Annotated in this window: 22 protein-coding genes; 6 read left to right on the top strand and 16 right to left on the bottom strand. The window is 58.1% G+C overall.

All coding sequences use genetic code 11. From position 1 onward, the window contains the following. Positions 1–32 precede the first annotated feature (32 nt). Positions 33–1052 (top strand): ribose-phosphate pyrophosphokinase, encoded by a 1020-nt coding sequence (locus tag RUE5091_RS00995; protein ID WP_058280018.1) that lies wholly within the window; start codon positions 33–35, stop codon positions 1050–1052. Positions 1053–1116: 64 nt separating this feature from the next. Continuing rightward, positions 1117–1557 carry a ribose 5-phosphate isomerase B gene (gene rpiB / locus RUE5091_RS00990; protein WP_058280017.1) on the top strand — a complete coding sequence of 147 codons (441 nt, stop codon included), beginning with the start codon at positions 1117–1119 and terminating at the stop codon, positions 1555–1557. Between the two features lie 433 nt (positions 1558–1990). Here the strand turns inward: rpiB and RUE5091_RS00980 are convergent, their stop codons facing one another. From RUE5091_RS00980 to RUE5091_RS00950, 7 genes are all read right to left on the bottom strand, one after another. Beyond that, positions 1991–2341: an H-type lectin domain-containing protein gene (locus RUE5091_RS00980; protein ID WP_058280344.1), complete on the bottom strand. Its 351-nt coding sequence runs from the start codon at positions 2339–2341 to the stop codon at positions 1991–1993. Positions 2342–2456: 115 nt separating this feature from the next. Further along, positions 2457–2867, bottom strand: coding sequence for a F0F1 ATP synthase subunit epsilon (locus RUE5091_RS00975; protein WP_058280015.1), 411 nt, complete (start codon positions 2865–2867; stop codon positions 2457–2459). 12 nt (positions 2868–2879) lie between these two features. Continuing rightward, a complete protein-coding gene (gene atpD / locus RUE5091_RS00970) occupies positions 2880–4304 on the bottom strand; it encodes a F0F1 ATP synthase subunit beta (RefSeq protein ID WP_058280014.1) in 1425 nt (474 codons plus the stop codon). A gap of 19 nt (positions 4305–4323) precedes the next feature. Beyond that, complete coding sequence (locus RUE5091_RS00965) at positions 4324–5199, bottom strand: F0F1 ATP synthase subunit gamma (RefSeq protein ID WP_058280013.1); 876 nt, start codon at positions 5197–5199, stop codon at positions 4324–4326. Positions 5200–5214: 15 nt separating this feature from the next. Next, positions 5215–6753: a F0F1 ATP synthase subunit alpha gene (gene atpA, locus RUE5091_RS00960; protein WP_058280012.1), complete on the bottom strand. Its 1539-nt coding sequence runs from the start codon at positions 6751–6753 to the stop codon at positions 5215–5217. Continuing rightward, positions 6754–7314: a F0F1 ATP synthase subunit delta gene (locus RUE5091_RS00955; RefSeq protein ID WP_058280011.1), complete on the bottom strand. Its 561-nt coding sequence runs from the start codon at positions 7312–7314 to the stop codon at positions 6754–6756. A 312-nt stretch (positions 7315–7626) separates the two neighbouring features. Beyond that, complete coding sequence (locus RUE5091_RS00950; RefSeq protein ID WP_058280010.1) at positions 7627–8361, bottom strand: class I SAM-dependent methyltransferase; 735 nt, start codon at positions 8359–8361, stop codon at positions 7627–7629. Positions 8362–8422: 61 nt separating this feature from the next. On the opposite strand from RUE5091_RS00950, the gene gloB reads away from it, so the two are divergent. Beyond that, positions 8423–9190: a hydroxyacylglutathione hydrolase gene (gene gloB / locus RUE5091_RS00945; protein WP_058280009.1), complete on the top strand. Its 768-nt coding sequence runs from the start codon at positions 8423–8425 to the stop codon at positions 9188–9190. A 166-nt stretch (positions 9191–9356) separates the two neighbouring features. Next, positions 9357–11681: an ATP-dependent Clp protease ATP-binding subunit ClpA gene (gene clpA / locus RUE5091_RS00940; protein WP_058280008.1), complete on the top strand. Its 2325-nt coding sequence runs from the start codon at positions 9357–9359 to the stop codon at positions 11679–11681. Between the two features lie 152 nt (positions 11682–11833). On the opposite strand, the gene RUE5091_RS00935 is transcribed toward clpA, so the two are convergent. From RUE5091_RS00935 to RUE5091_RS00925, 3 genes are all read right to left on the bottom strand, one after another. Beyond that, positions 11834–13471 (bottom strand): peptidoglycan -binding protein, encoded by a 1638-nt coding sequence (locus RUE5091_RS00935; protein WP_058280007.1) that lies wholly within the window; start codon positions 13469–13471, stop codon positions 11834–11836. 3 nt (positions 13472–13474) lie between these two features. Further along, a complete protein-coding gene (locus RUE5091_RS00930; RefSeq protein ID WP_058280006.1) occupies positions 13475–14653 on the bottom strand; it encodes a hypothetical protein in 1179 nt (392 codons plus the stop codon). Between the two features lie 69 nt (positions 14654–14722). Next, positions 14723–15253 (bottom strand): gamma-glutamylcyclotransferase, encoded by a 531-nt coding sequence (locus tag RUE5091_RS00925; protein ID WP_058280005.1) that lies wholly within the window; start codon positions 15251–15253, stop codon positions 14723–14725. A gap of 67 nt (positions 15254–15320) precedes the next feature. Between RUE5091_RS00925 and RUE5091_RS00920 the strand changes: the two genes are divergently transcribed. Beyond that, positions 15321–16322 carry a DUF2125 domain-containing protein gene (locus RUE5091_RS00920; RefSeq protein ID WP_058280004.1) on the top strand — a complete coding sequence of 334 codons (1002 nt, stop codon included), beginning with the start codon at positions 15321–15323 and terminating at the stop codon, positions 16320–16322. Here the strand turns inward: RUE5091_RS00920 and RUE5091_RS00915 are convergent. The 4 genes from RUE5091_RS00915 to RUE5091_RS00900 all read right to left on the bottom strand — a co-directional run bounded on the left by RUE5091_RS00915 (position 16319) and on the right by RUE5091_RS00900 (position 20629). Then, entirely contained in the window at positions 16319–17149 is an 831-nt protein-coding gene (locus RUE5091_RS00915; protein ID WP_058280003.1) for an extensin-like domain-containing protein, read from the bottom strand. The genes RUE5091_RS00920 and RUE5091_RS00915 overlap by 4 nt on opposite strands. Next, positions 17146–18066, bottom strand: coding sequence for a prephenate/arogenate dehydrogenase family protein (locus RUE5091_RS00910; protein ID WP_058280002.1), 921 nt, complete (start codon positions 18064–18066; stop codon positions 17146–17148). Before RUE5091_RS00910 ends, RUE5091_RS00915 begins: the two co-directional genes overlap by 4 nt. Further along, positions 18063–19148: a histidinol-phosphate transaminase gene (gene hisC / locus RUE5091_RS00905; protein WP_058280001.1), complete on the bottom strand. Its 1086-nt coding sequence runs from the start codon at positions 19146–19148 to the stop codon at positions 18063–18065. The genes RUE5091_RS00910 and hisC overlap by 4 nt, the downstream gene beginning before the upstream one ends. A 65-nt stretch (positions 19149–19213) precedes the next feature. Next, positions 19214–20629, bottom strand: coding sequence for an aminotransferase class V-fold PLP-dependent enzyme (locus tag RUE5091_RS00900; protein WP_058280000.1), 1416 nt, complete (start codon positions 20627–20629; stop codon positions 19214–19216). Positions 20630–20731: 102 nt separating this feature from the next. Here RUE5091_RS00900 and RUE5091_RS00895 point away from each other — a divergent pair, with 102 nt between their 5' ends. Further along, a complete protein-coding gene (locus RUE5091_RS00895; RefSeq protein ID WP_058279999.1) occupies positions 20732–21193 on the top strand; it encodes an Lrp/AsnC family transcriptional regulator in 462 nt (153 codons plus the stop codon). Positions 21194–21220: 27 nt separating this feature from the next. Here RUE5091_RS00895 and RUE5091_RS23020 read toward each other — a convergent pair whose 3' ends face one another. Beyond that, the gene (locus tag RUE5091_RS23020; protein ID WP_131726259.1) at positions 21221–21751 is read right to left on the bottom strand and encodes a hypothetical protein; all 531 of its coding nucleotides are present in this window, start codon (positions 21749–21751) and stop codon (positions 21221–21223) included. A gap of 235 nt (positions 21752–21986) precedes the next feature. After that, entirely contained in the window at positions 21987–22607 is a 621-nt protein-coding gene (gene rpsD, locus RUE5091_RS00885; RefSeq protein WP_058279997.1) for a 30S ribosomal protein S4, read from the bottom strand. Positions 22608–22725 lie beyond the last annotated feature (118 nt).

The following is a 22725-nucleotide window of genomic DNA, read 5'->3' as shown; positions in this document are numbered from 1 at the left end:
CATTTGCCTTTGCTGCCCGGGGACCTCAGCCGATGCCGACACTCAACGAACCCAAGCTTATCGCTGGGAACGCCAATCTTCCGCTTGCCGAATCCATTGCTCGCCGCATGAGCCTGTATCGCGGCGTCGATCAGGGTCTAGTCGATGCGCGGGTCGAACGGTTCAATGATGGCGAGATTTTCGTCGAAGTGTTCGAAAACGTACGTGGCGAGGATATGTTCATCGTCCAACCGACCTCGAACCCCGCCAATGACAACCTGATGGAACTGCTGATCATTGCCGACGCGCTACGTCGGTCTTCGGCACAGCGCATCACCGCGGTGATCCCCTATTTCGGCTATGCCCGTCAAGATCGCCGGACCAAGGCACGCACGCCGATCAGTGCCAAACTGGTCGCCAACATGCTGACCGGTGCCGGGATCGAGCGGATTCTGACCATGGACCTGCATGCCGCGCAAATTCAGGGGTTCTTCGACATGCCTGTCGACAACCTCTATGCCTCGCCGATCTTTGCGCTGGATGTGAAGCATCAGTTCAAGGACAGCCTGGATGAGCTTATGGTCGTCTCGCCCGACGTGGGCGGCGTAGCCCGCGCGCGCGAGCTTGCCAAACGCATCAACGCCCCGCTGTCAATCGTCGACAAACGCCGTGAAAAGGCCGGTGAAGTGGCCGAAATGACCGTGATCGGCGACGTCAAAGACAAGATCTGCCTGATCGTGGACGACATGTGCGACACTGCCGGAACACTGTGCAAAGCAGCGCAGGTGTTGATGGATAATGGCGCGAAAGAGGTGCACTCTTACATCACCCATGGCGTCATGAGCGGCCCGGCGGTCGAACGTGTGACCAACTCGGTAATGAAGTCGCTGGTGCTGACCGACACGATTCAGCCCACCAAAGAGATTGGTAAGGCCGAGAACATCCGCATTGTACCGACCGCACCGATCTTTACGCAGGCGATCCTGAACATCTGGAACGGCACCAGCGTGTCGTCGTTGTTCGAGGACAAGACCCTGATCCCGATCTACGAATCCATGTACAATATGGACTAATTCGGGTGGGCGGCCCTGTAGGCCGCCCATATAGCTTTCACAGAAACAAAGGCAGGACATTCCCGTGACCGCCACCAAACGCATCGTTCTCTCCAGCGACCACGCCGCCATCGAGTTGCGCCAGGCCGTTGCCAATCACATTGCAGCGCAGGGATGGGACGTGGTCGATATCGGCCCAACTACCCCTGAAAGCACCCACTACCCCCTGCACGGCAAAGCCGCCGCACAGTCTGTGGCTTCGGGCGATTGCCAGTTGGGGATTGTTCTGTGCGGCACTGGCCAGGGCATCATGATGGCCGCCAACAAAGTGCCCGGTATCCGCTGTGGCGTCTGCTCAGACGCGTTTTCGGCCCGCATGATCCGTCAGCACAACGACGCCAATATGCTGTCCATCGGCGCACGCGTTGTTGGCGAGGGCCAAGCGTTGGATATCGTCGATGCCTTTCTGACTGCCGAATTCGAAGGCGGTCGTCATGCCACACGCGTGGATATGATCGAGGCATAACCACTATTGCCGAAAAGATAGTTGCACGACCTACAAACAGGCTGACCCGTAGTTCGCTGCAACTTCATGTACAATTCCAGCCTGTGCATTCCAGCGAATCCTCCAATGCAGCTGACAGGGGAAACGGCTACGCGTAACGCCTGCCATACGATCGGATTCGCTCAATCTAAAACCTTGCTCTATAAGTAGTTCGATCAATTCGCCCTCGGGAAGAGGCACCTCAATTGCGTCGGCTACTCGCGCGCGGAATTGCTCCTGTCCTTCTTCAAAATTGGGAGAAAGGTCTCGCGCAAGTTCCGGAAGTTTCGGCTCTGGCCAAAGTAGCATCCCGAGAAGTCCTGCCAGAAAAACAGCAAAGATGAGCGCAGGGGATTTGAGAAACAGCCGCATGAAAACCAAACTGATGTTTTTTTTGGTAGAAATCGAAAACTACTTAGGAAATATCCCAATCGTCCTCATGTGCGACCTCACCGATGGCAGCCCATGTCACCCGTATTCTCGCAATTCGTGTATCTGACCATGTGCGGAAGACGGCGATAAAGCCGTCAGTTGTTATGTCCGCGGTCGTAACCTCCGCACGCAAAGCTGAGGACGTATCCACATCCCACAGCGACACGCCAATCTGAACCACCGGTGCAGATCGAAACGGCTGACTGAATGCGATGGCCGATCTCCGCTCGCGTGGCCCCTCGCCTGTCCACATATCGCCGCCATCAGCGAAATCGGAAAACAGCACTGCCTCGCCCTGGTCGATACCAATGGGATGGGTTCGAAAAGTCTTCATTTTGATGTCTTTGTCTTTGTATCCGCTATACTTATCCTGCAGCCCCGGCAAAATCACGACAAAAAAACGGCCCCGCGCAGGCGGAGCCGTTTAAATTTCATGAATTGTCAGAGCCTTACAGGCTCATATGCGTTCCAAGGGCTTCCATATCGGCCAGCAGCTTGGCAGCGTCGTCGACGATGGACTGATCATCGCCTTCCTTCGCTGCCTCGTGTGACGCACGCGCCTCGGCGATCAGATCGTCCAGGTGTGAGCGTGTCACTTCGGCAACCGGAATGGCCTTTTCGGCCAGAACCGACAGGCCATCGCCATTGATCTGGGCAAACCCGCCGGTGACCAGGTATTCGCTGGACCCTTCGGGTGCCTCGACCTTCAGGATGCCCGGGCGCAGCGTAGTGATGGTTGGGGCATGATCGGGCATTGCCGTCATGTCCCCGTCCGCGCCGGGAATCTGGACCGCGGTCGCGCTGAGCGAAGCTAAGCTCCGTTCGGGGCTGACCAGGTCGAATTGCATCGTGTTTGCCATCAGGGATACTCCTTAGGCGGCTTCTGCGGCCATCTTTTCCGCTTTGGCGATCACATCATCGATGCCGCCAACCATCAGGAAGGCCGCTTCGGGCAGGTGATCGTATTCGCCGGCCACAACGGCCTTGAACGACGCGATAGTGACATCCAGAGGGACCTGAACGCCTGGCGAACCGGTGAAGACCTGTGCCACGTCGAACGGCTGCGACATGAAGCGTTCGATCTTACGGGCACGGGCCACGGTCAGCTTGTCCTCTTCCGACAGTTCGTCCATGCCGAGGATGGCGATGATATCCTGCAGCGACTTATAGCGCTGGAGGATCTGCTGAACGTCGGTCGCAACCTTGTAGTGCTCTTCACCAACGATGGCCGGGTCGAGCAAACGCGAGGTCGAGTCGAGCGGGTCAACCGCCGGGTAGATACCCTTTTCCGAGATCGCACGGTTAAGAACAGTGGTCGCATCCAAGTGAGCGAACGAGGTTGCCGGCGCGGGGTCGGTAAGGTCGTCCGCAGGCACGTAGATCGCCTGAACAGAGGTGATCGAGCCCGACTTGGTCGAGGTGATGCGTTCCTGCAGGGCGCCCATGTCGGTGGCCAACGTTGGCTGGTAGCCCACCGCCGAAGGAATACGACCCAGCAGAGCCGAGACCTCGGAACCCGCCTGCGTGAAGCGGAAGATGTTGTCGACGAAGAACAGAACGTCAGTACCGGACTGGTCGCGGAACTGCTCGGCCAAAGTCAGACCGGTCAGAGCAACACGTGCACGTGCTCCCGGAGGTTCGTTCATCTGGCCGTAAACGAGGGCCACCTGCGATTCTGACAGGTTGTCTGGTTTAATAACGTTCGATTCGATCATCTCGTGGTACAGGTCGTTCCCTTCACGGGTCCGTTCACCAACACCCGCAAACACCGAGAAGCCCGAGTGCACTTTTGCGATGTTGTTGATCAGTTCCATGATCAGAACGGTTTTACCAACGCCGGCGCCGCCGAACAGGCCGATCTTACCGCCTTTGGCGTAAGGGGCCAGCAGGTCCACAACCTTGATGCCGGTAACCAGAACTTCCGACTCAGTCGACTGTTCCGCGAAAGTCGGCGCAGGCTGGTGGATCCCGCGGGTTTCGGTTGCTTCAACCGGGCCTTTTTCGTCGATCGGCTCGCCGACAACGTTCAGGATACGGCCCAGGGTGGCATTACCGACTGGCACCGAAATCGGCGCGCCCATGTCAGTGACTTCCGCACCGCGGACCAGACCTTCGGTCGCGTCCATCGCGATGGTGCGGACGGTGTTTTCTCCCAGGTGCTGGGCAACTTCCAGTACCAGGCGCTTGCCGTTGTTTTCGGTTTCCAGCGCGTTCAGAATTTCAGGCAGCTGATCTTCGAAGTGCACGTCGACGACGGCCCCGATGATCTGTGTGACTTTGCCTTTTGCATTCGCCATATTGTTGTCTCCGGTTTTCTTACAGCGCTTCGGCGCCGGAAATAATTTCAATCAGCTCGTTGGTGATCACGGCCTGACGCGAGCGGTTGAACTGGATCGTCAGCTTGTCGATCATTTCACCCGCGTTACGTGTCGCGTTGTCCATTGCGGACATCCGTGCACCCTGTTCAGACGCTCCATTTTCGAGCAGAGCCGAGAAGATCGCGGTCGCAACCCCCTTGGGCAGCAGGTCGGCCAGAATGGCCTCTTCGCTGGGCTCATAGTCGAAAACAGCACCGCTGTCGTCACCCTCGGTTTCCTCGAACGAGGCGGGGATGACCTGCTGTGCCGTCGGGATCTGGGTCACAACGTTGACGAACTTCGAGTAGAAGATCGTGGCAACGTCGAACTCACCCCCGTCAAAGCGCGACAGGACGTCCTTTGCGATGTCTTGCGCGTTGGTATAGCCCAGACGCTTGACCTCGCTCAGGTCGATATGTCCAACGAACAGATCGCCAAAATCACGCTTGAGCGCGTCGCGGCCTTTTTTGCCGACGGTCAGAACTTTGATCGTCTTGCCTTTGGCGCGCAGCTCGTCCGCCTTTTGACGGGCCAGCTTGGCGATGTTCGAGTTGAAGCCGCCACACAGGCCGCGTTCAGCTGTCATGACAACCAGCAGATGGACATCATCACTGCCCGTACCACGGAGCAGCTTGGGGGCGCTGTCGCTGCCCCCGACCGAAGCCGCCAGCCCCGCCATCACGGCATTGAACCGTTCGGCATAGGGGCGCGAGGCTTCGGCAGATTCCTGGGCGCGGCGCAGTTTTGCAGCCGCGACCATCTGCATGGCCTTGGTGATCTTGCGGGTCGATTTGACCGACTCGATCCTGTTTTTAAGGTCCTTAAGATTTGGCATATGCCCGCCTCTCCCTTAAGCGAAGGTTGCGGCGTATTCGTCCAGCGCAGCCTTGATCTTGTCGGAAGCATCACCCTTGATCTTGGGATCTTCGTCCGTGATCCACTGAAGCAGATCCGCGTGCTTGCCACGCAGGTGCGCCAGCAGGCCAGCTTCGTAACGGCCAACATCGGACACGTCGATCTTGTCGAGGTAACCGTTGGTACCGGCGAAGATGACGCAGACGATTTCAGCGTTGGTCAGCGGCGAGTACTGGGGCTGTTTCATCAGCTCGGTCAGACGCGCACCACGGTTCAGCAGCTGCTGGGTTGCGGCGTCGAGGTCAGAACCGAACTGCGCAAAGGCAGCCATTTCGCGGTACTGAGCCAGTTCCAGCTTAACGGGACCGGCAACCGACTTCATCGAGTTGGTCTGAGCCGAAGAGCCCACACGCGAAACCGACAGACCGGTGTTCACAGCAGGACGGATGCCCTGATAGAACAGTTCAGTTTCCAGGAAGATCTGGCCGTCGGTGATCGAGATCACGTTGGTCGGAATAAACGCCGAAACGTCGCCACCTTGCGTTTCGATAACCGGCAGAGCAGTCAGCGAACCGGCACCGAAGTCTTCGTTCAGCTTTGCCGAACGCTCCAACAGGCGGGAGTGGAGATAAAAAACGTCGCCAGGATAAGCTTCACGTCCGGGCGGACGACGCAGCAGCAGCGACATCTGACGATACGAAACCGCCTGTTTCGACAGGTCATCATAGATGATCAGCGCATGGCGACCGTTGTCACGGAAGTACTCAGCCATTGCGGTTGCGGCATAAGGGGCCAGGAACTGCATCGGCGCCGGGTCGGACGCGGTTGCGGCCACAACGATTGAGTAATCAATTGCGCCGGACTCTTCCAGTTTCTTCACCAGCTGCGCAACGGTCGAACGTTTTTGACCAATCGCGACGTAAACGCAGTACAGCTTCTTCGACTCGTCGTCGCCTGCTGCTTCGTTGTAGGTTTTCTGGTTCAAGATCGCGTCCAGAGCAACGGCAGTTTTACCGGTCTGACGGTCACCAATGATCAGCTCACGCTGGCCACGACCAATCGGGATCATCGCGTCAACCGATTTCAGGCCGGTTGCCATCGGCTCGTGAACCGATTTACGCGGGATGATGCCCGGTGCTTTGACGTCTGCAACGCCACGCTTGGTTGCGTTGATCGGGCCTTTGCCGTCCAGCGGGTTGCCCAGACCGTCAACAACGCGGCCCAGCAGCTCATCACCAATCGGAACGTCCACGATCGAGTTGGTGCGCTTAACAGTGTCACCTTCTTTGATGTCGCGGTCGGAACCGAAGATAACGACACCCACGTTGTCGCTTTCCAGGTTCAGCGCCATACCCATGATGCCGCCGGGGAATTCGACCATTTCACCGGCTTGCACGTTGTCCAGGCCGTACACACGGGCAATCCCGTCACCGACGCTCAGCACACGGCCGATCTCGGCTACTTCGGCTTCCTGACCAAAATTCTTGATCTGGTCCTTCAGGATTGCAGAAATCTCTGCAGCTTGGATTCCCATTTATCCGACCTCTTTCATTGCATTCTGTAGGGAGTTGAGCTTCGAACGGATCGAGCTATCGATCATTTTCGAGCCCACTTTAACGACAAGACCGCCGATGAGGCTTTCATCAACGGTCGCATTGATTGTCACGGTCTTGCCCACACGCTCGGACAGCGTTTTGGACAGTTTATCCATTTGCGTCTTGGTCAGCGCCTTGGCAGATGCGACATCGGCGGTCACTTCGCCGCGTTCGTCTGCCAGCATGTCGCGCAGAACCTGCACCAGTTGCGGAATAACAAACAGGCGGCGCTTCTCGGCCATCAGACCCAGCGTGTTGCGCAAGATGGTATGCAGACCCATCTTGTCGGCAATCGCGGTAATCGCTGCTTCCTGTTCGGCGCGGGATACCAGCGGCGATGCAATCAGGTCGCGCAAGTCGGCGCTTTCGCCCAAAGCTGCTGCCAAATCATTGATGCCGGTTTCCAGACCTGCAAGGTCATTATTCTCTTTGGCGATCTCAAAGATCGCGGTGGCATAGCGCTCAGCAATGCCAGTGGAAATCGAAGCTGGTTCGGACACGTCCACCCTTCCGATATTTGAGGCCCCGATTTTGAGTAGCGGCCGCTACCACGGGGGCGTGAGGAAACCCCGCCCAGACGGCCGGGGATCAAAATCACCGGGGATGTAGCAGAGCCGAACCAAGCTAGCAATATATTATCACGGCAAGCACTTTATCCACAAAATGTTTTGTTTCAACCACTTACGGAAGGTGCGACCCTTTTGTCCGGCTGGAAGACAGGAAAAATGTTACGAAAGTGTAGGTTTTTGCGATTCCTGTGACCTATTTCCCGCTAATTCGGGCTTTGAAACGTCCCAAATCGACACAAGATGCTATGCTGGCTTCAACAGACCGTCTAGCGCCTTGATCGGGCGGCGTTCGGTATCTTTGGTGACGCTGCCGCTGGGGGGGCGGATGTGCTTGGTGACCTCTACCATCAGAACGCCCCCTGCCATCACCGTTGGCATGCGCTGACCGGTTTTCTCGATCAAACTGCCCGATTTCAACCAGAACCGGCGAAACGAAGGCGGCATATACAAAGCCGAGCAATGGCCTTCGGGAATGAAGTGATGCGCCTTGAGCTGGCTTTCCAACTGCGACGCCGAATACGGGCGCCCGAATCCAAAGGGCGTTCGATCTGAACGCGACCACAGCCCGGCCCGGTTCGGCACAACGAAAATCGCGCGCCCACCTGGGCCAAGGACCCGCCAGCATTCATTCAGCAACTCGCTGGGCTGCCCCGAGGTTTCCAACCCGTGCATCACGACCAACTTGTCCACATGCCCGGTTTCAATCGGCCAGAGCGTCTCTTCGGTCAGCACCGAAACATTGGGCATTCCGGCGGGCCATGGCATGACCCCTTGTGGCCCCGGCATCAACCCGATCACCCGCCGCGCATCCGCCAGATACGGTCGCAACAGCGGTACTGCAAATCCAAAGCCCGCGACGGTTTGACCCTTGGCCTCGGGCCACAATTGTGTCAGCCGACCACGAATAGCGGTCTGCGCCGCGCGGCCCAATGTGCTGCGGTAGTAGAAATTCCTCAGATCCTGCACATCAAGATGCATTGCGGACACCCAGTCAATCGGATTAGCTGGGCGCAGTCTAGCAACGAAAGGGCAAAAGGCCATGCCTCTTGAGATCGTCACCATCCCGTGTCTCAGCGATAACTATGCTTTTCTGGCGCATGATGCAGCCAGTGGCCAGACTGCCCTGATCGACGCCCCCGAAGCCGGGCCGATTCTGGCAGAACTGAACGCGCGCGACTGGGCGCTAAGCCACGTATTGCTAACCCATCATCATTGGGATCACATCGACGGGTTGGCCGGTATTCTGGAAAAACACTCACCCAAAGTTATCGGTGCCGCCGCCGACGCGCACCGCCTGCCCCCGCTGGACCAGCAAGTGGCCGAGGGCGACTCGTTCGAGATTGGGGGCGAACCGGTGCAAGTTCTGGATGTATCCGGCCACACGATCGGCCATGTTGCATATTACATGCCACAAAGCTCTGCCGTTTTCACCGCAGACAGCCTTATGGCCTTGGGCTGTGGCCGCCTGTTCGAGGGCACCGCACCGCAAATGTGGGACTCTCTTTCCAAACTGGCCGCCCTGCCCGATGAAACAATCGTGTACTCGGGTCACGAATATACGCGATCCAACGCTAAATTCGCCATCACGGTCGATCCGAACAACGCCGCACTGCAGCAACGCATGGCGGATATCGACACTGCCCGCGCCGCCGGAAAGCCCACAGTTCCATCGAGTCTGGCGTTGGAAAAGGCCACAAACCCGTTTTTGCGCGCCACTGATCCAGCGATTCAGGCCCATCTGGACATGCAAAACACCGATCCGACTGCAGTCTTCGCCGAAATCAGGGCTAGAAAAGACCGTTTCTAGGCCTTATTTCGCGTCTTTCACGGCAACGGTCACGTGAAATTTGACTGTCAAGTGAAAGAAAACCCTTGAAGCCGGGCCACGATCAACCAAACTCTAATAGTATGAGGACATGGTTGAACCGGGGCCTCATCCTGCCCCTTTCGACCCAAGACAGAGGAGCACCCGCGTGCCTTCATTCTCGAGCACACTAGAACAAGCCATCCACGCTGCCCTTGCGGCTGCGAATGAACGGCGACATGAATTCGCAACGCTGGAACATCTGCTGCTGGCGCTGCTGGAAGAACCCGATGCCATCCGCGTCATGAAAGCCTGCAGTGTCGATCTGGAGGAATTGCGCAGTACATTGGTCGAATTCATCGACGAAGACCTGTCTAATCTGGTCACAGACATTGATGGGTCCGAGGCCGTGCCGACCGCCGCTTTCCAGCGCGTCATTCAGCGGGCCGCGATCCACGTGCAAAGTTCGGGTCGCACCGAAGTCACCGGAGCCAATGTATTGGTCGCCATCTTTGCCGAACGCGAAAGCAACGCGGCCTATTTCCTGCAAGAACAGGACATGACCCGCTATGATGCGGTGAATTTCATCGCACATGGTGTGGCCAAAGATCCTGCTTATGGCGAAAATCGCTCGGTATCCGGTGCTGATCAGGTCGAGGAAGAGGTCCAGTCCAGCGGCGGAGAAGGCGACCAGAAAGAAAGCGCGCTTGGGAAATACTGCATTGATCTGAACGCCAAATCGCGCGCAGGCGATGTCGACCCCCTGATTGGCCGCGCCGATGAGGTTGAGCGCTGCATTCAGGTGTTGTGCCGCCGCCGCAAGAACAATCCGCTTCTGGTAGGTGACCCCGGCGTAGGCAAAACGGCCATTGCCGAGGGCCTGGCGTTTAAGATTGTGGGCGGCGAAGCACCCGATGTGCTGTCGAACACCACCATCTATTCGCTGGACATGGGCGCACTGCTTGCGGGTACCCGCTATCGCGGTGATTTCGAGGAACGGTTGAAGGCGGTCGTGACCGAGCTGGAAGATCACCCCGACGCCGTGCTGTTTATTGACGAAATTCACACTGTGATCGGTGCCGGTGCCACTTCGGGCGGCGCGATGGATGCGTCGAACCTGCTGAAGCCTGCCCTGCAGGGCGGCAAGCTGCGCACCATGGGCTCGACCACCTACAAAGAGTTCCGTCAGCATTTCGAAAAAGACCGCGCGCTCAGCCGCCGCTTCCAGAAGATCGACGTGAATGAACCTTCGGTTGAAGATAGCGTGAAAATCCTGCGCGGTCTGAAGCCCTATTTCGAAAAACATCACGAGATCAAATACACCGCGGATGCGATCAAAACCGCCGTGGAACTGTCGGCGCGTTATATCAACGACCGTAAACTGCCCGACAAAGCCATCGACGTGATTGATGAGGCCGGTGCCGCGCAGCATCTGGTCGCGGAAAGCAAACGCCGCAAGACCATCGGTGTGAAAGAGATCGAGGCCGTGGTTGCCAAGATCGCGCGCATTCCGCCCAAGAACGTCACCAAGGACGATGCCGAGGTTCTGAAAGATCTCGAAGCCTCGCTGAAACGGGTGGTGTTCGGTCAGGACGTTGCCATTGACGCACTTGCCAGCGCGATCAAATTGGCCCGTGCCGGGCTGCGCGAGCCTGAAAAGCCTATCGGTAACTATCTTTTCGCTGGTCCGACCGGTGTGGGTAAGACCGAAGTAGCGAAACAACTGGCGGACACGTTGGGTGTGGAACTGCTGCGTTTCGACATGTCGGAATATATGGAGAAACACGCGGTCAGTCGTCTGATCGGTGCGCCTCCGGGTTATGTCGGGTTCGATCAGGGTGGTCTGCTGACCGACGGCGTCGACCAGCATCCGCATTGCGTTCTGCTATTGGACGAGATCGAGAAAGCACACCCGGACGTGTTCAACATCCTGTTGCAGGTGATGGACCACGGTGAGCTGACCGATCACAACGGCCGCACGGTGAATTTCCGCAACGTCGTTTTGATCATGACCTCTAACGCTGGCGCACAGGAACAAGCCAAGGCCGCCATTGGCTTTGCCCGTGACCGCCGCGAGGGCGAGGATACCGCCGCGATCGAACGCATGTTCACGCCGGAATTCCGCAACCGTCTGGACGCTGTGATCTCGTTCGCGCCGCTGCCGAAAGAGGTCATCCTGCAGGTGGTCGAGAAATTCGTCCTGCAGCTTGAGGCGCAGTTGCTGGATCGTGGTGTAACCATTGACCTGACGCCCAAAGCCGCCGAATGGCTGGCCGACAAGGGCTATGACGACAAGATGGGCGCACGCCCGCTGGGTCGCGTGATCCAGGAGCACATCAAGAAACCTCTGGCCGAGGAATTGCTGTTTGGTAAACTGGCCAAGGGTGGTGTAGTCCGTGTCTCGGTCAAAAAAGGCGAGTTGAACCTAGAAATCTTTGGTCCCGATCAACCGCGGATTCCAGGGGACAAGCCCCCATTGCTGACCGCTGACTGATCAGAGCATCAAACCAGTTTTAAGCGTCCGTCAACGTAAGTTGGCGGGCGTTTTTTTTGGCGGGTAGCGGCTTGGCAAAGAAACAGGAACCGCGAACAGGTAAGCGCAAATAGATCTGGCTTCTACAGCATAAACTGGACGAGGGCGCACCGTTACCGCTCGGTCAGCTTCAGCTCGATCCGGCGGTTCTGGGCGCGGGCTTCGGGCGTATCAGCCGGGTTCACCGGCTGGAATTCACCAAACCCGTTGGCGGCAAGCCGGCCAGGCGGGATACCCAGCGCCTCGACCATATAGCGCACGACCGACAGCGCCCGGCCTTGGCTGAGTTCCCAATTGTCGCGATACCGGCCCGTCCCGGCTAAAGGCACATTGTCCGTGTGGCCATCGACCCGGATTACCCAATTCAAACCTTCGGGGATTTCTGCCGCCACACTGCGCAGGATACTGGCCACCTTGGCGACTTCTTGTCGCCCAATCGGCGACAAAACAGCCGACCCCGTATCGAACAACACCTCGGACGAAAATACAAACCGGTCACCCTCGATCCGTACGCCTTCTTCATCGCCAAGAACATCGCGCAAGCGACCGAAGAATTCAGAGCGATAGCGCTGAAGGTCCTCAGCCTGCGCGGCCAGCTCTTCGGTCTCGGCTTCAAGTCGGATGCGCTCGGCCTCTTCCAGTAATCGACGACGACGTTCTTCCGAGGCAGCCCGGGCAAGCGCGGCGTTCAGATCCTGCCCCAGCGTCTGGATACGGATATCGGCTGCAGCGTTGCGTTCCTGATAATCGTCCAGCAGCGCCTGCAACCCACCCAATTGTTCGCGCAGCGCCGCCATTTGCTGATTCAGTAACGCAGTTTCACGCTGCGCTTTTTCCGAAATTGCCTGTTCATTCGACAGCGTATCACGCGCCACGGCCAGAAGGGCCGCGCGTTCTTCGGCCAAAGAGCGTTGCTCCTGTGCTTCAGCCTGTGCCTCGGTCCGGGCTGCCAAGGCTGCCTCAAGCCGGGCTTGCAGATCTTCAGCATTCAAAGCACCAAACTGTCGTTCCAGCTCGGCCTTTGCGGCCTGTGCGGCGGCCAGCAAGGTCAATGTATCCTCGGCCTCTTTCCGCTGCGCTTCCAGCGCAAGGGTCATGGCCGTCAGTTCAGCGTCCGCATTCTGCAGTCGGTTGCGCAGGTTTTCTGCGGCGGCGGCCTCGGCCAGTTTGGCGGCCTCTTCAGCGCTCAGTTGTTCTTCTAGCTCGGAAATCTGCGTGGACTGCGCCGCCTCGTTTTGTTCCAGATCAGCGACCAAGGCTTCCAACGCTTCGCGTTGGGCTGCTGCCAGACGTGCGGCTTCGGTTTGTTCATCGATCTCGGCCCGGCTTTGCGCCAGGGCCAGGTTCAACGCATCTTGCTCCTCAACCAACCCGGCGATTTCACCTTGCGCACGCTCTTGTTCCACCAGCAAAGCCGCAACCTGAGCTTCAAAGTCCGTCAGCTGAATTTGCGCTTGCACCAGTTCAGTCTCGACTTGTGACAGGGTCGAGTTCAATACACCTAATCGCGCCTGCAACCGACTGTTTTCCCGTTCCTCCAAACCCAGCGCTCCGGCCAGCGCAGCAACCTCATCCGACAGGGCGGTCAGCTCATCCTCTTGCCCGGAAATGGTTTCCCGCAGCACAAACTGCACGACCATGAAGATCGTCAGCACAAAAGTCAGGACCATCAGCAGCCCGGTAATCGCATCCACGAAACCGGGCCAGACCGAGCCTTGGAACCGTTGACCTGTGCGTCGGGACAGAGCCATGGATTACTCTCCTTCCGGAGCAGTGCGCACGGCGCCTCGGGGTAAGGTCAGCGCTTTGACCAGCAATTCGATATCTTTACGCAGCTCGCTCATACTTTCCTGACGGCCAGCCGAGATTTCTTCGAGGATACGCAGCAACTGCACATCCATCGAGCGCAGTCTCATACGGCTTTCGGCATCCATCCCTTCACCTGTGCCCTGTTCGCGCATGTGATCCAGTAACGCGTCCTGCCCAAGCGCAACCCGTTCCAAAGCTGCCGTCACGCCGTCACTGTCGGATTGCCGCACGTTCATTTCGCCAATCGAATCCGCCAATTGGCCCAATTTGGATGACACGGCGGCACGGTCAGCCTCTTGCGCAGAAAACAGATCCTGCAAAGCGTTCATCTGTTCGGACATGGCATCCAGCACCGGCGTAAGAACCGCCAGTTCAGCACCACCTTCATCGCTGGCCCCGAACCCAACGCGAGTGATCGACGACAGCCATTCCTCAAGCTCGCGGTAGAACCGGTTTTGTCCGTGGCCCGCGAACAGTTCCAACAGGCCAACGATCAGCGATCCGGCCAGACCCAGCAGCGAGGAGCCAAAGGCCACGCCCATCCCTTGCAACTGTGCCTCCAGCCCGACCATCAGACGGTTGAAAACGGCCAGCCCTTCTTCACCCTCTTGCGGGTTGAGGCTGCGTATCGTGTCGACGATGGCTGGAACCGTGGTGGCCAGACCGAAAAACGTTCCCAAAAGGCCCAGATAGATCAGGACGTTGGTGATATAGCGGGTGATCTCACGTTCTTCCTCGACCCGTTCAGCGACCGAATCCAGAATGGACCGCGTCGAGGTCGAGCTGATCTGCGACCGCGCGCCCCGTTCGCGCAGCAGGGATGCCAAGGGTGCCAGCAATTGCGGTGTTCGGGCGTCTTCATGAACGACACCGCCCACAAAAGCCTCGATCCAGCGGACTGAGCCGATCAGTTGTGTCACCTGATAGAAACAAGCTAAAACACCGATGATGAACACCAGAATGATAAAGCCGTTCAGGTAAGGGTTGGCTTCAATCACCGGCATCACATAGGGCAAGGCCATGAAAACGCCCAGCCCGGCCAGACCTATTGCGACCAACATCATCACAATCTGTCGAATGGGATGCGAGAAATGGGGTCTCGCGCCCTGATGTGCCTGCGCCATGCGCGTGGTTCCCGGTTTTTGCCTGCTCTGCGCTGAATCTAGCGAAATTACACCGGTGACGCCAAGGGTTTATGCGGTGATATCACGCACCCGTTGCGCCAACCACTCAAGATCGGGGTCGCGCAGGTCGATCTCGGCCAGATGTTCGGCGGTATTATAGAGGTATTCGGTGTTTGGCCCGCGCCCGCCGACGGCATGCGCGATGATCTGGGCCTGCTCTTCCAAAGGGATACCACCGCAATATTGCACATGATCGGCATCGATCACGTACGTCACGGCGTTCACGACCTCGCCGCTGTCTAGGTGCAAATCCAGCATCTTCTCGACATAAGCTGATGAAATCAGCTCGCGTTCACGCAATTCATGCAGGGTGCGCTCTTCATGTCCCGCCGCAACCGCCAGGGCCAGACCCTTGCAATTGGCGTCGGCCTGTTCGTCCAGCGCCAGAACCAGACCGGGGTGGTCTTCAGTGCCGCGATGGTGGATCGAACTCATGCAGAAGGACCGCGCATAGCCGTGCAACGTGGCGCGTTCGCTGCGGGCCACTGGAAAGCCCGGATTCCACAGCAGCGATCCATATCCGAAAACCCACATCGTCATAGCACTGGTCCTTGCCCGTTTGCGCCTATAAACATCAAATCCGAGGTGGGAAAAAGGGCGAACTGCCATGCGCGGTCTGATACGGGTAATCATTTTCATAGCTGTGATCTGGAGCGCCTATTGGTTCGTCACCGGTTTCGGTCTGCGCAACGCGATCACCACATGGTTCGACAAACAGCAGGAACAGGGCTGGCAGGCTGATTTCTCGGATGTTGAAACCGCCGGGTACCCGCTGCACCACATGACGCGTCTGAACAACCCGGCGCTGGCCGATCCGGTCAATGGCACCGCCTGGAGCGCGGACTGGATTGAGTTCCAAAGCCCGGCAATCTGGCCCGGTCGGCAAGTGCTGCGTTTTGCCGACACACCGCAGCGCCTGTCCTATTTTGACCAGACCGCGACCATTCAGGCCACCGACCTGCAGGCCGAGCTGCAATTGCAACCTGGCGTGGCGCTTGTGCTGGAAAAGATGGCTTTGACCGCTGGGCCGTGGTCGATCACCGACGAGGCTGAGGCTTTGGCCGGGGGCTACACATTGGCCCTTGTGATGGAACAGACCGCCACGCCCGAGGCTTATGTGATCAGTGCCAAGGCTGACGGGTTTACCCCCGGAGACGATCTGCGTGAACTAATGCGCTCGGCCACTTCATTGCCGCAAGCATTCGAGACGCTGGAACTGGATTTGACGGCCACTTTCGACAAGGCCTGGGACCGATCCGCGCTGGAACAAAGCCGGCCGCAACCAATCAGGCTCGATTTGCGCCTGGCCGAAATGAAATGGGGAGCGCTACGTCTGTTCGCGACCGGAGAGTTGGACGTCGATCCACAGGGCATTCCCACCGGAGAAATCGCGATCCGGGCCGAAAACTGGCGCGACATGATCGCCATGGCCAACGCAGCGGGCGCCCTGCCCGATCAGGCGGTGGACCCGGTAACAACATCGCTGAACTTCTTGGCCGGGCTTGGCGGCAACCCCAACGCGCTGGATGTGCAATTGAATTTGCGCGATGGCTTTGTGGCTTTGGGCCCGATCCCTTTAGGCCCCGCACCACGTCTGATCCTGCGTTAACGGCAATACGGCCCACGACGGTGGCGCGCGGTATCCAGATGAAAATGATCCCGGTGATATCGGTCCGCGTTTGGACCGAGAACTGTTCCGAACGGGCCGCACGCCCCGCGCCAGACTTTGGTCAACTGACGCTTTGACGGGTTCTTTCGCCAACCGCTCAGAACGGTCACGACCTCTCCGTCGGCCATTTTAAAGCCCGAAATGTCGATCGCCCGGCCTTTGCCGTGTTCCGAAATCCTCGCGCCTTTTTGGTTATTTCTGGTCCGACAAGCATAGTGGGCAGCGATCTGAAGCTCGGCCACCGGACCGCGCCGTTTGAAGGTGGGTTTGACCGTTTTGTCGACCCATTTGTTCAACGCTATGGCCGTACCGCAATCCATCGTCGATGGCCGACTTAGTGCCACACCTGAAACCGAGGTGATCTGCACCGCATCCTGAATGCCACAGGCCTTGATCCTGCCGGGAACATTTCCAACGGGCTTGCCCTGAATGGCGATATCTCCGCAGACCGAGGTTTTGCGCAACTTGCGTTTCTTGAATAGCGCCTCCTGCTCCAGCGCTTTGGGCCGCAGATATGGCATCAGCGAGGAATCCGGCCCCAACAACGGCAAATCCGAGGGGCGAGCGGCCACCGCCAATACCTGCGGCGATATAGGGCGCAAAGTAGGCCGGGTCTTGGCGCTGGGAAGTGGGCTGACAAAGGCCAGAACCGGCGCTGTCGAGGGGCGCGCGACAGGAACCAGCGACTGTTCCGGAGGCGCCGCGTTGGATAATGTGGCACTTACAACCACACATCCAATCGCAAGGTACCTCCAGCCGCGCTTCATGGGTTCGCCTTCCCCCGTCCGAAATCAGGCGCATCCGTATCCTGCCCCGCATCGATGATCCCACGCCGGATCGCGCGGGTACGGGTGAAATAGTCAAACAGATGTTCGCCATCACCGGTGCGAATAGCACGTTGCAAGGCAAAAAGCTCCTCGGTAAAGCGCCCGAGGATTTCCAGGGTCGCATCCTTGTTGGTCAGGAACACGTCGCGCCACATGGTCGGGTCCGAGGCCGCGATACGGGTGAAATCCCGGAAACCAGCGGCCGAATACTTGATGACCTCACTATCGGTAACGCGGCGCAGGTCGTCTGCAACCCCCACCATTGTATAGGCAATCAGGTGCGGCGCATGGGACGTCACGGCCAGAACCAGATCGTGGTGGTCTGCATCCATCTCATCCACATTCGCCCCCATACCTTCCCAAAGCGCACGCAAGCGGGCGATTGCGTGCGGGTCCGAGCCTTCGACCGGGACTAACAGGCTCCAGCGATTGTCGAACAATTCAGCAAACCCGGATTCGGGGCCGGAATGCTCGGTCCCCGCCAGTGGGTGCGCCGGGATGAAATGCACACCTTTGGGAATATGGGGCGATACTACCTGAATCACGTGCCGCTTGACCGATCCTACATCGGTCACAGTTGCACCCGGCTTCAGGACCGGTGCGATTTCTTGCGCGACTGCCTCCATTGCGCCGACGGGCACACAAAGCACGACCAAATCTGCACCCTCGACCGCCTCCTTCGCCGTGTCACAGACACGATCGCACAGACCGATCCGGCGGGCGGTATCGCGTGTCGCTTCGGACCGAGCATAGCCAGTGACCTCACCCGCAAGACCCGCGCGTTTGATGGCCCAGAACATGGACGAGGCAATCAGGCCCAGCCCGATCAGTGCGACGCGGTCGTATACTTGGCTCATGCGGCGCCCCCTTTGAATGCGGTAATGGCCGCAACGACGCGGCGGCATGCTTCTTCATCGCCCACGGTAATCCGCAAGGCATTGGGCAGGTTGTAACCCGCCACGCGGCGTACGATCAAACCCTGGGTCTTGAGATAGACGTCACAGGCCTCGGCTTCAGCCTGATCCGCAAAACGGGCCAGAATGAAATTGGTGCAGGACGCATCCGAGGGCACATCAATCTTGGCCAACTCTTCCGACAGCCACACGCGAAGGCGGGCGTTTTCGCCGTGGCAGAAGGTCAGGTAGTCGTCATCTCTAACCGCCGCTTCGGCCGCAGCCAACGCGGTTAGAGACAGGTTGAACGGCTGACGCACGCGGTTCAGCACGTCAATGATCGATTGCGCGGCATAGCCCCAACCGACCCGCATCCCACCCAGCCCATAGATCTTGGAAAACGTACGGGTCATGATGACGTTTTCGAACCGGTCCACCAATGACGCACCACCATCGAACCCGTTAACAAATTCGGTATAGGCTCCGTCGATGACCATCAGACAGCTTTGCGGTAAGGCTTCGGCCAGCCGCACAAGGTCCACCTCGGGGATCATGGTCGAGGTCGGATTGCCCGGATTGGTGACGAACACGATCCGCGTTTGTTCGGTGACGGCGGCCAGGATGTTGTCCACGTCCACACGGCGATCCCGCTCCGACACCATGACCGGCGTTGCCCCGGCCATGCGGGCAATGATTGGGTACATGGAAAAACCGTGCTCGGTATAGATTACCTCATCCCCCACGCCGGCGTAAGCCTGGGCAATGAACTGCAACACCTCGTCACTGCCCACGCCGCAGATGATCCGCGCAGGGTCCAGTGCGTGCCGTTCGCCAATCGCCGCCCGTAAGCTGGCGTGGTCGGTGCTGGGATAGCGATGCAAGGTGGCGGCGCTGTCGCGCACCGCCTCAATGGCCTTGGGGCTGGGCCCAAACGGGTTTTCGTTCGAGCTGAGCTTGATCACATGCTCGACCCCAGCCACATGCGACTGGCCGCCCTGATACAGCGCGATGTCCATAATGCCGGGTTGAGGGGTGATCTTGGTCATAAGAGGCTCCGTTAATTGGAGCCTCTCATACCTGTCTCAACGCGTTGAGAAAAGCGGCAATTCCGTCACGCCGCTTTGAAGCGGGCCGTTGCTGGGTCGGCGTTGTAGAATGGTGCGAACTCTTCGGTTCGGCGGGACAGGTCAATGACGCTGTCGATGATGAACTGAACCGTTTCTTCGCTCATCAGATACGAGAAGTTCAGCCGTACCCAGCCGGGCTTCTTCATCTCTTCCCCTGCAGACAGCGCGGCGTGCAACTCATCCGAGGTCGCACGGTCAATTCCCAAAAGGCGGTGCGCATAGGGCCCTGCACAGGCACAGCCGCCCCTTGCCTGAATGCCATAGATATCGCTGAGCATACGGGTAAACAGCTGCTGGTGAACCGGGTGGCCAGAGTTATCCCGCACCAGGAAGGAATAGATCGGCAAGCGATGTGGGTTATCCGTTCCCAGTAGGGTCAGATTCGGGTTATTACCCCACCCGTCCAGCGCCATGCGATTATACTGTGCCTCACGCTTGGAGATCTCATCGGTACCGACCACATCCTTTACGATAAAGGCCAGCGCGGCGCGGATGTCTCCGATCACGTTGGGTGTTCCGGCTTCTTCCCGCGTGGCCAAATCCTCGCTGTAATCGTGCCGCCAGGGCGATACGAAGCTGACGGTGCCACCACCAGGCCAGCTGGGGCATGTGCGTTTCACGGCGGTCTGATTGACGATCAGAACACCCGACGCCCCCGGCCCACCCGGAAACTTATGTGGAGACACGACGATGGCATCCTTGCGAGCGCCCTCAGGCCCCATGTCCATCGGCAGGTACGGCCCACCGCCTGCGTAGTCCCAGACCGAAACCCCTCCATGCGCCTTGAGCAACCGAGTGATCGGGTCTGGGTCGGTAATAATGCCGGTCACGTTCGACGCCGCCGAAAACGACCCGATGATCAGATCTGACGCCGCATTGTCGATCAGAACCTGTTCCAGCGCCACCAGATCAACCCCACCCTCGGTAGCCTCAGGGATTTCAATAACCTGCGCCTTGCTTTCACGCCACGGCAGAATGTTCGAATGATGTTCATAAGGTCCGATCAAAACGACCGGCCGGTCAGCCGCATCCACACCCAACAAGCTGACCAGCCGGTTTAGACCCGCAGTGGCGCCGGACCCGGTGAATATCACCGCGTCTTCTCCCCTCGCGCCAACGATGCGGGCGATCTCCGCGCGCGCTTCGCGGCGCAATCGAGTCATATATGAACCGCAATAGGAGGCCTCGGTGTGGCTGTTGGCGTAAAAAGGCAGCACCTGTTCGGCGACAAAATCCTCAACCTGCCGCAGCGCACGGCCCGAAGCGACGTAATCCGCATAAACCAGCGGCACGTCCCCATGCAGACCCGGGATCAGAACGTTCTCTCCGATCAGCCCGTCGCGCAGGCTTGAATTGCGAGTGGTGGACTGAAGGTCTGCGCGAAATTTGGACAGGGTCATGGCATAGTCTCCGTATTGCCCTATCAATGTGATTGCTTTGGGCCGAGGAAACTTCACCTTTCTTTTGATGGATTACTAAAATTTTGTGTCATATGATCAGATATGGCAGAGAAATTAGATCAAATTGACAAACGTATCCTACGCGAACTGCAAACAGACGCTACTTTGTCCCAACGCGAACTGGCGGATCGGGTCGGGCTGTCGCAAAACGCCTGCTGGCGGCGGCTGAAGGCCCTGAACGAAGATGGGGTGATCATCGGCTCAACCGCGCGGATTGCGCGAGAGAAGTTAGGGCTGAGCCTTGTGGTCTTTGTCATGCTGCGCACTCGACATCACTCGGCCGAATGGTTGCAGGCGTTTCGCAGCCATGTACTGACCATCCCCGAAGTGGTGGATTTCCACCGGATCGGCGGTGACTATGACTATCAGTTGAAAGTCGTGACCGAGGACATGGGGTCATATGACAAGGTCTATCAACGCCTGATCGAGAAGGTCGAACTGGACAGCGTGACCTCGTATTTCGCGATGGAAGCGATTGCCGAGGGGCGGCCGCTGCCGATTTAGTTTATGCGAGCTTCTGATGCCGCCCTACTACTCGTAAACATTAAATCGCAAATCGCCGCCGCTGGTGACATATCCGCTGATATCAAAACTCTTACGCCCCGACTTGACCTCAACACGTTGGGATTGTCCGGCCACCGCTGGCCGCAATGTCCCCCCTGTCTTGGCAGCAAATTTTCTGCCCAAACGGTTCAGATCACCAATGGTTGGTGTTGGCCTGCCCTGACCATAGCCCCGCACAGTCACACCGCAGGACTGCCCCGGTTTTCCACTGGCTAGAAAAAGCATCCCTTGCGCCAGTTCGGGCTGGTTTGCGTCAAAACCGGATCGCATACGGGTAGGATCAAAATGAGGCGCATTGTCTATACACCCGGCCTCGAAACTGCCTATCACACTCGACAATACAGGATCAGTCGAAAGCGCATTGCTTTGACTGACTGAAACCGAGGACGATGCGCACCCACCCACAATCAGTGCCAATGCTACGACACAGGAGCGCCTTGTTGTCTTGCGGGCCAGCTTCCCAATCCCAGATTCGGCGCTCTCGGATACTATTTTCATGTATATTTCCTTGCCTGCAGGATTTCTGCACTCGGCTTATCCGAGCCTGCCTTCGCCCTCTGTCACAAAGAATGATGGTGTGAATATGGCGACAGGCGTAAGCGCTTCCTAGTTTCTGAAACAATCCTATCCTTGCCTTTCAGACACAGTAAAAAGCCAAGATTTTTACGCCTCTTAAGCAACAAAAAAGGCCGCGCAAACTGCGCGGCCTTTCCAAATTCGGTGTCGGCGAAGATTAGTTCTTCGCGTAGAATTCGACGACCAGGTTCGGTTCCATCATAACCGGGTAAGGCACATCGCCTAGGCCCGGTGCGCGCACGAAGGTCGCGGTCATTTTCGAGTGGTCGGCGTCGATGTAGTCAGGCACATCACGCTCGGCCAGCGCAGCAGCTTCCAGAACAACGGCCAGTTGCTTGGACTTGTCGCGCACTTCGATAACGTCGCCTTCTTTGACGCGGTAGGACGGGATGTTGACCCGCTTGCCGTTTACCGTGACGTGGCCGTGGTTCACGAACTGACGAGCGGCAAAAACGGTGGCAACAAACTTGGCGCGGTAGACAACAGCGTCCAGGCGACGCTCCAACAGACCGATCAGGTTTTCACCGGTGTCACCGTTCACACGTACGGCTTCTGCGTAGATGCGGCGGAACTGCTTTTCGGTCAGGTCGCCATAGTAGCCTTTCAGCTTCTGCTTGGCGCGCAGCTGCAGACCGAAGTCCGACAGTTTGCCTTTACGGCGCTGGCCGTGCTGGCCGGGGCCATATTCACGACGGTTGACCGGGGATTTCGGACGACCCCAGATGTTTTCACCCATCCGGCGGTCGATTTTGTACTTGGCAGACGTGCGTTTGGTCACGGCTGATCTCCTTCTTAAGGTCGAGGCCTTAACAGGCCACTATGAAGGGCGTTGTCCTCTTGAGGTTTCCCCCATGACAGGCATCCCCTTGCGGGGGCCACCAACACCAATGAAGCCG

The organism is Ruegeria denitrificans (genome assembly GCF_001458295.1).
GTDB lineage: Bacteria > Pseudomonadota > Alphaproteobacteria > Rhodobacterales > Rhodobacteraceae > Ruegeria > Ruegeria denitrificans.
This window is presented reverse-complemented; position numbering and strand designations above follow the sequence as displayed.

Coding starts and splice junctions, on each gene's coding strand:
- gloB (WP_058280009.1), top strand. CDS start 8,423: ATGCCTCTTGAGATCGTCACCATCCCGTGTCTCAGCGATAACTATGCT.
- RUE5091_RS00910 (WP_058280002.1), bottom strand. CDS start 18,066: ATGAGCCAAGTATACGACCGCGTCGCACTGATCGGGCTGGGCCTGATT.
- RUE5091_RS00965 (WP_058280013.1), bottom strand. CDS start 5,199: ATGCCAAATCTTAAGGACCTTAAAAACAGGATCGAGTCGGTCAAATCG.
- RUE5091_RS00980 (WP_058280344.1), bottom strand. CDS start 2,341: ATGAAGACTTTTCGAACCCATCCCATTGGTATCGACCAGGGCGAGGCA.
- RUE5091_RS00950 (WP_058280010.1), bottom strand. CDS start 8,361: ATGCATCTTGATGTGCAGGATCTGAGGAATTTCTACTACCGCAGCACA.
- RUE5091_RS00900 (WP_058280000.1), bottom strand. CDS start 20,629: ATGACCCTGTCCAAATTTCGCGCAGACCTTCAGTCCACCACTCGCAAT.
- atpD (WP_058280014.1), bottom strand. CDS start 4,304: ATGGCGAATGCAAAAGGCAAAGTCACACAGATCATCGGGGCCGTCGTC.
- RUE5091_RS00915 (WP_058280003.1), bottom strand. CDS start 17,149: ATGAAGCGCGGCTGGAGGTACCTTGCGATTGGATGTGTGGTTGTAAGT.
- RUE5091_RS00930 (WP_058280006.1), bottom strand. CDS start 14,653: ATGGCGCAGGCACATCAGGGCGCGAGACCCCATTTCTCGCATCCCATT.
- RUE5091_RS00920 (WP_058280004.1), top strand. CDS start 15,321: ATGCGCGGTCTGATACGGGTAATCATTTTCATAGCTGTGATCTGGAGC.
- RUE5091_RS23020 (WP_131726259.1), bottom strand. CDS start 21,751: ATGAAAATAGTATCCGAGAGCGCCGAATCTGGGATTGGGAAGCTGGCC.
- hisC (WP_058280001.1), bottom strand. CDS start 19,148: ATGACCAAGATCACCCCTCAACCCGGCATTATGGACATCGCGCTGTAT.
- RUE5091_RS00925 (WP_058280005.1), bottom strand. CDS start 15,253: ATGACGATGTGGGTTTTCGGATATGGATCGCTGCTGTGGAATCCGGGC.
- RUE5091_RS00975 (WP_058280015.1), bottom strand. CDS start 2,867: ATGGCAAACACGATGCAATTCGACCTGGTCAGCCCCGAACGGAGCTTA.
- atpA (WP_058280012.1), bottom strand. CDS start 6,753: ATGGGAATCCAAGCTGCAGAGATTTCTGCAATCCTGAAGGACCAGATC.
- RUE5091_RS00895 (WP_058279999.1), top strand. CDS start 20,732: ATGGCAGAGAAATTAGATCAAATTGACAAACGTATCCTACGCGAACTG.
- RUE5091_RS00935 (WP_058280007.1), bottom strand. CDS start 13,471: ATGGCTCTGTCCCGACGCACAGGTCAACGGTTCCAAGGCTCGGTCTGG.
- RUE5091_RS00995 (WP_058280018.1), top strand. CDS start 33: ATGCCGACACTCAACGAACCCAAGCTTATCGCTGGGAACGCCAATCTT.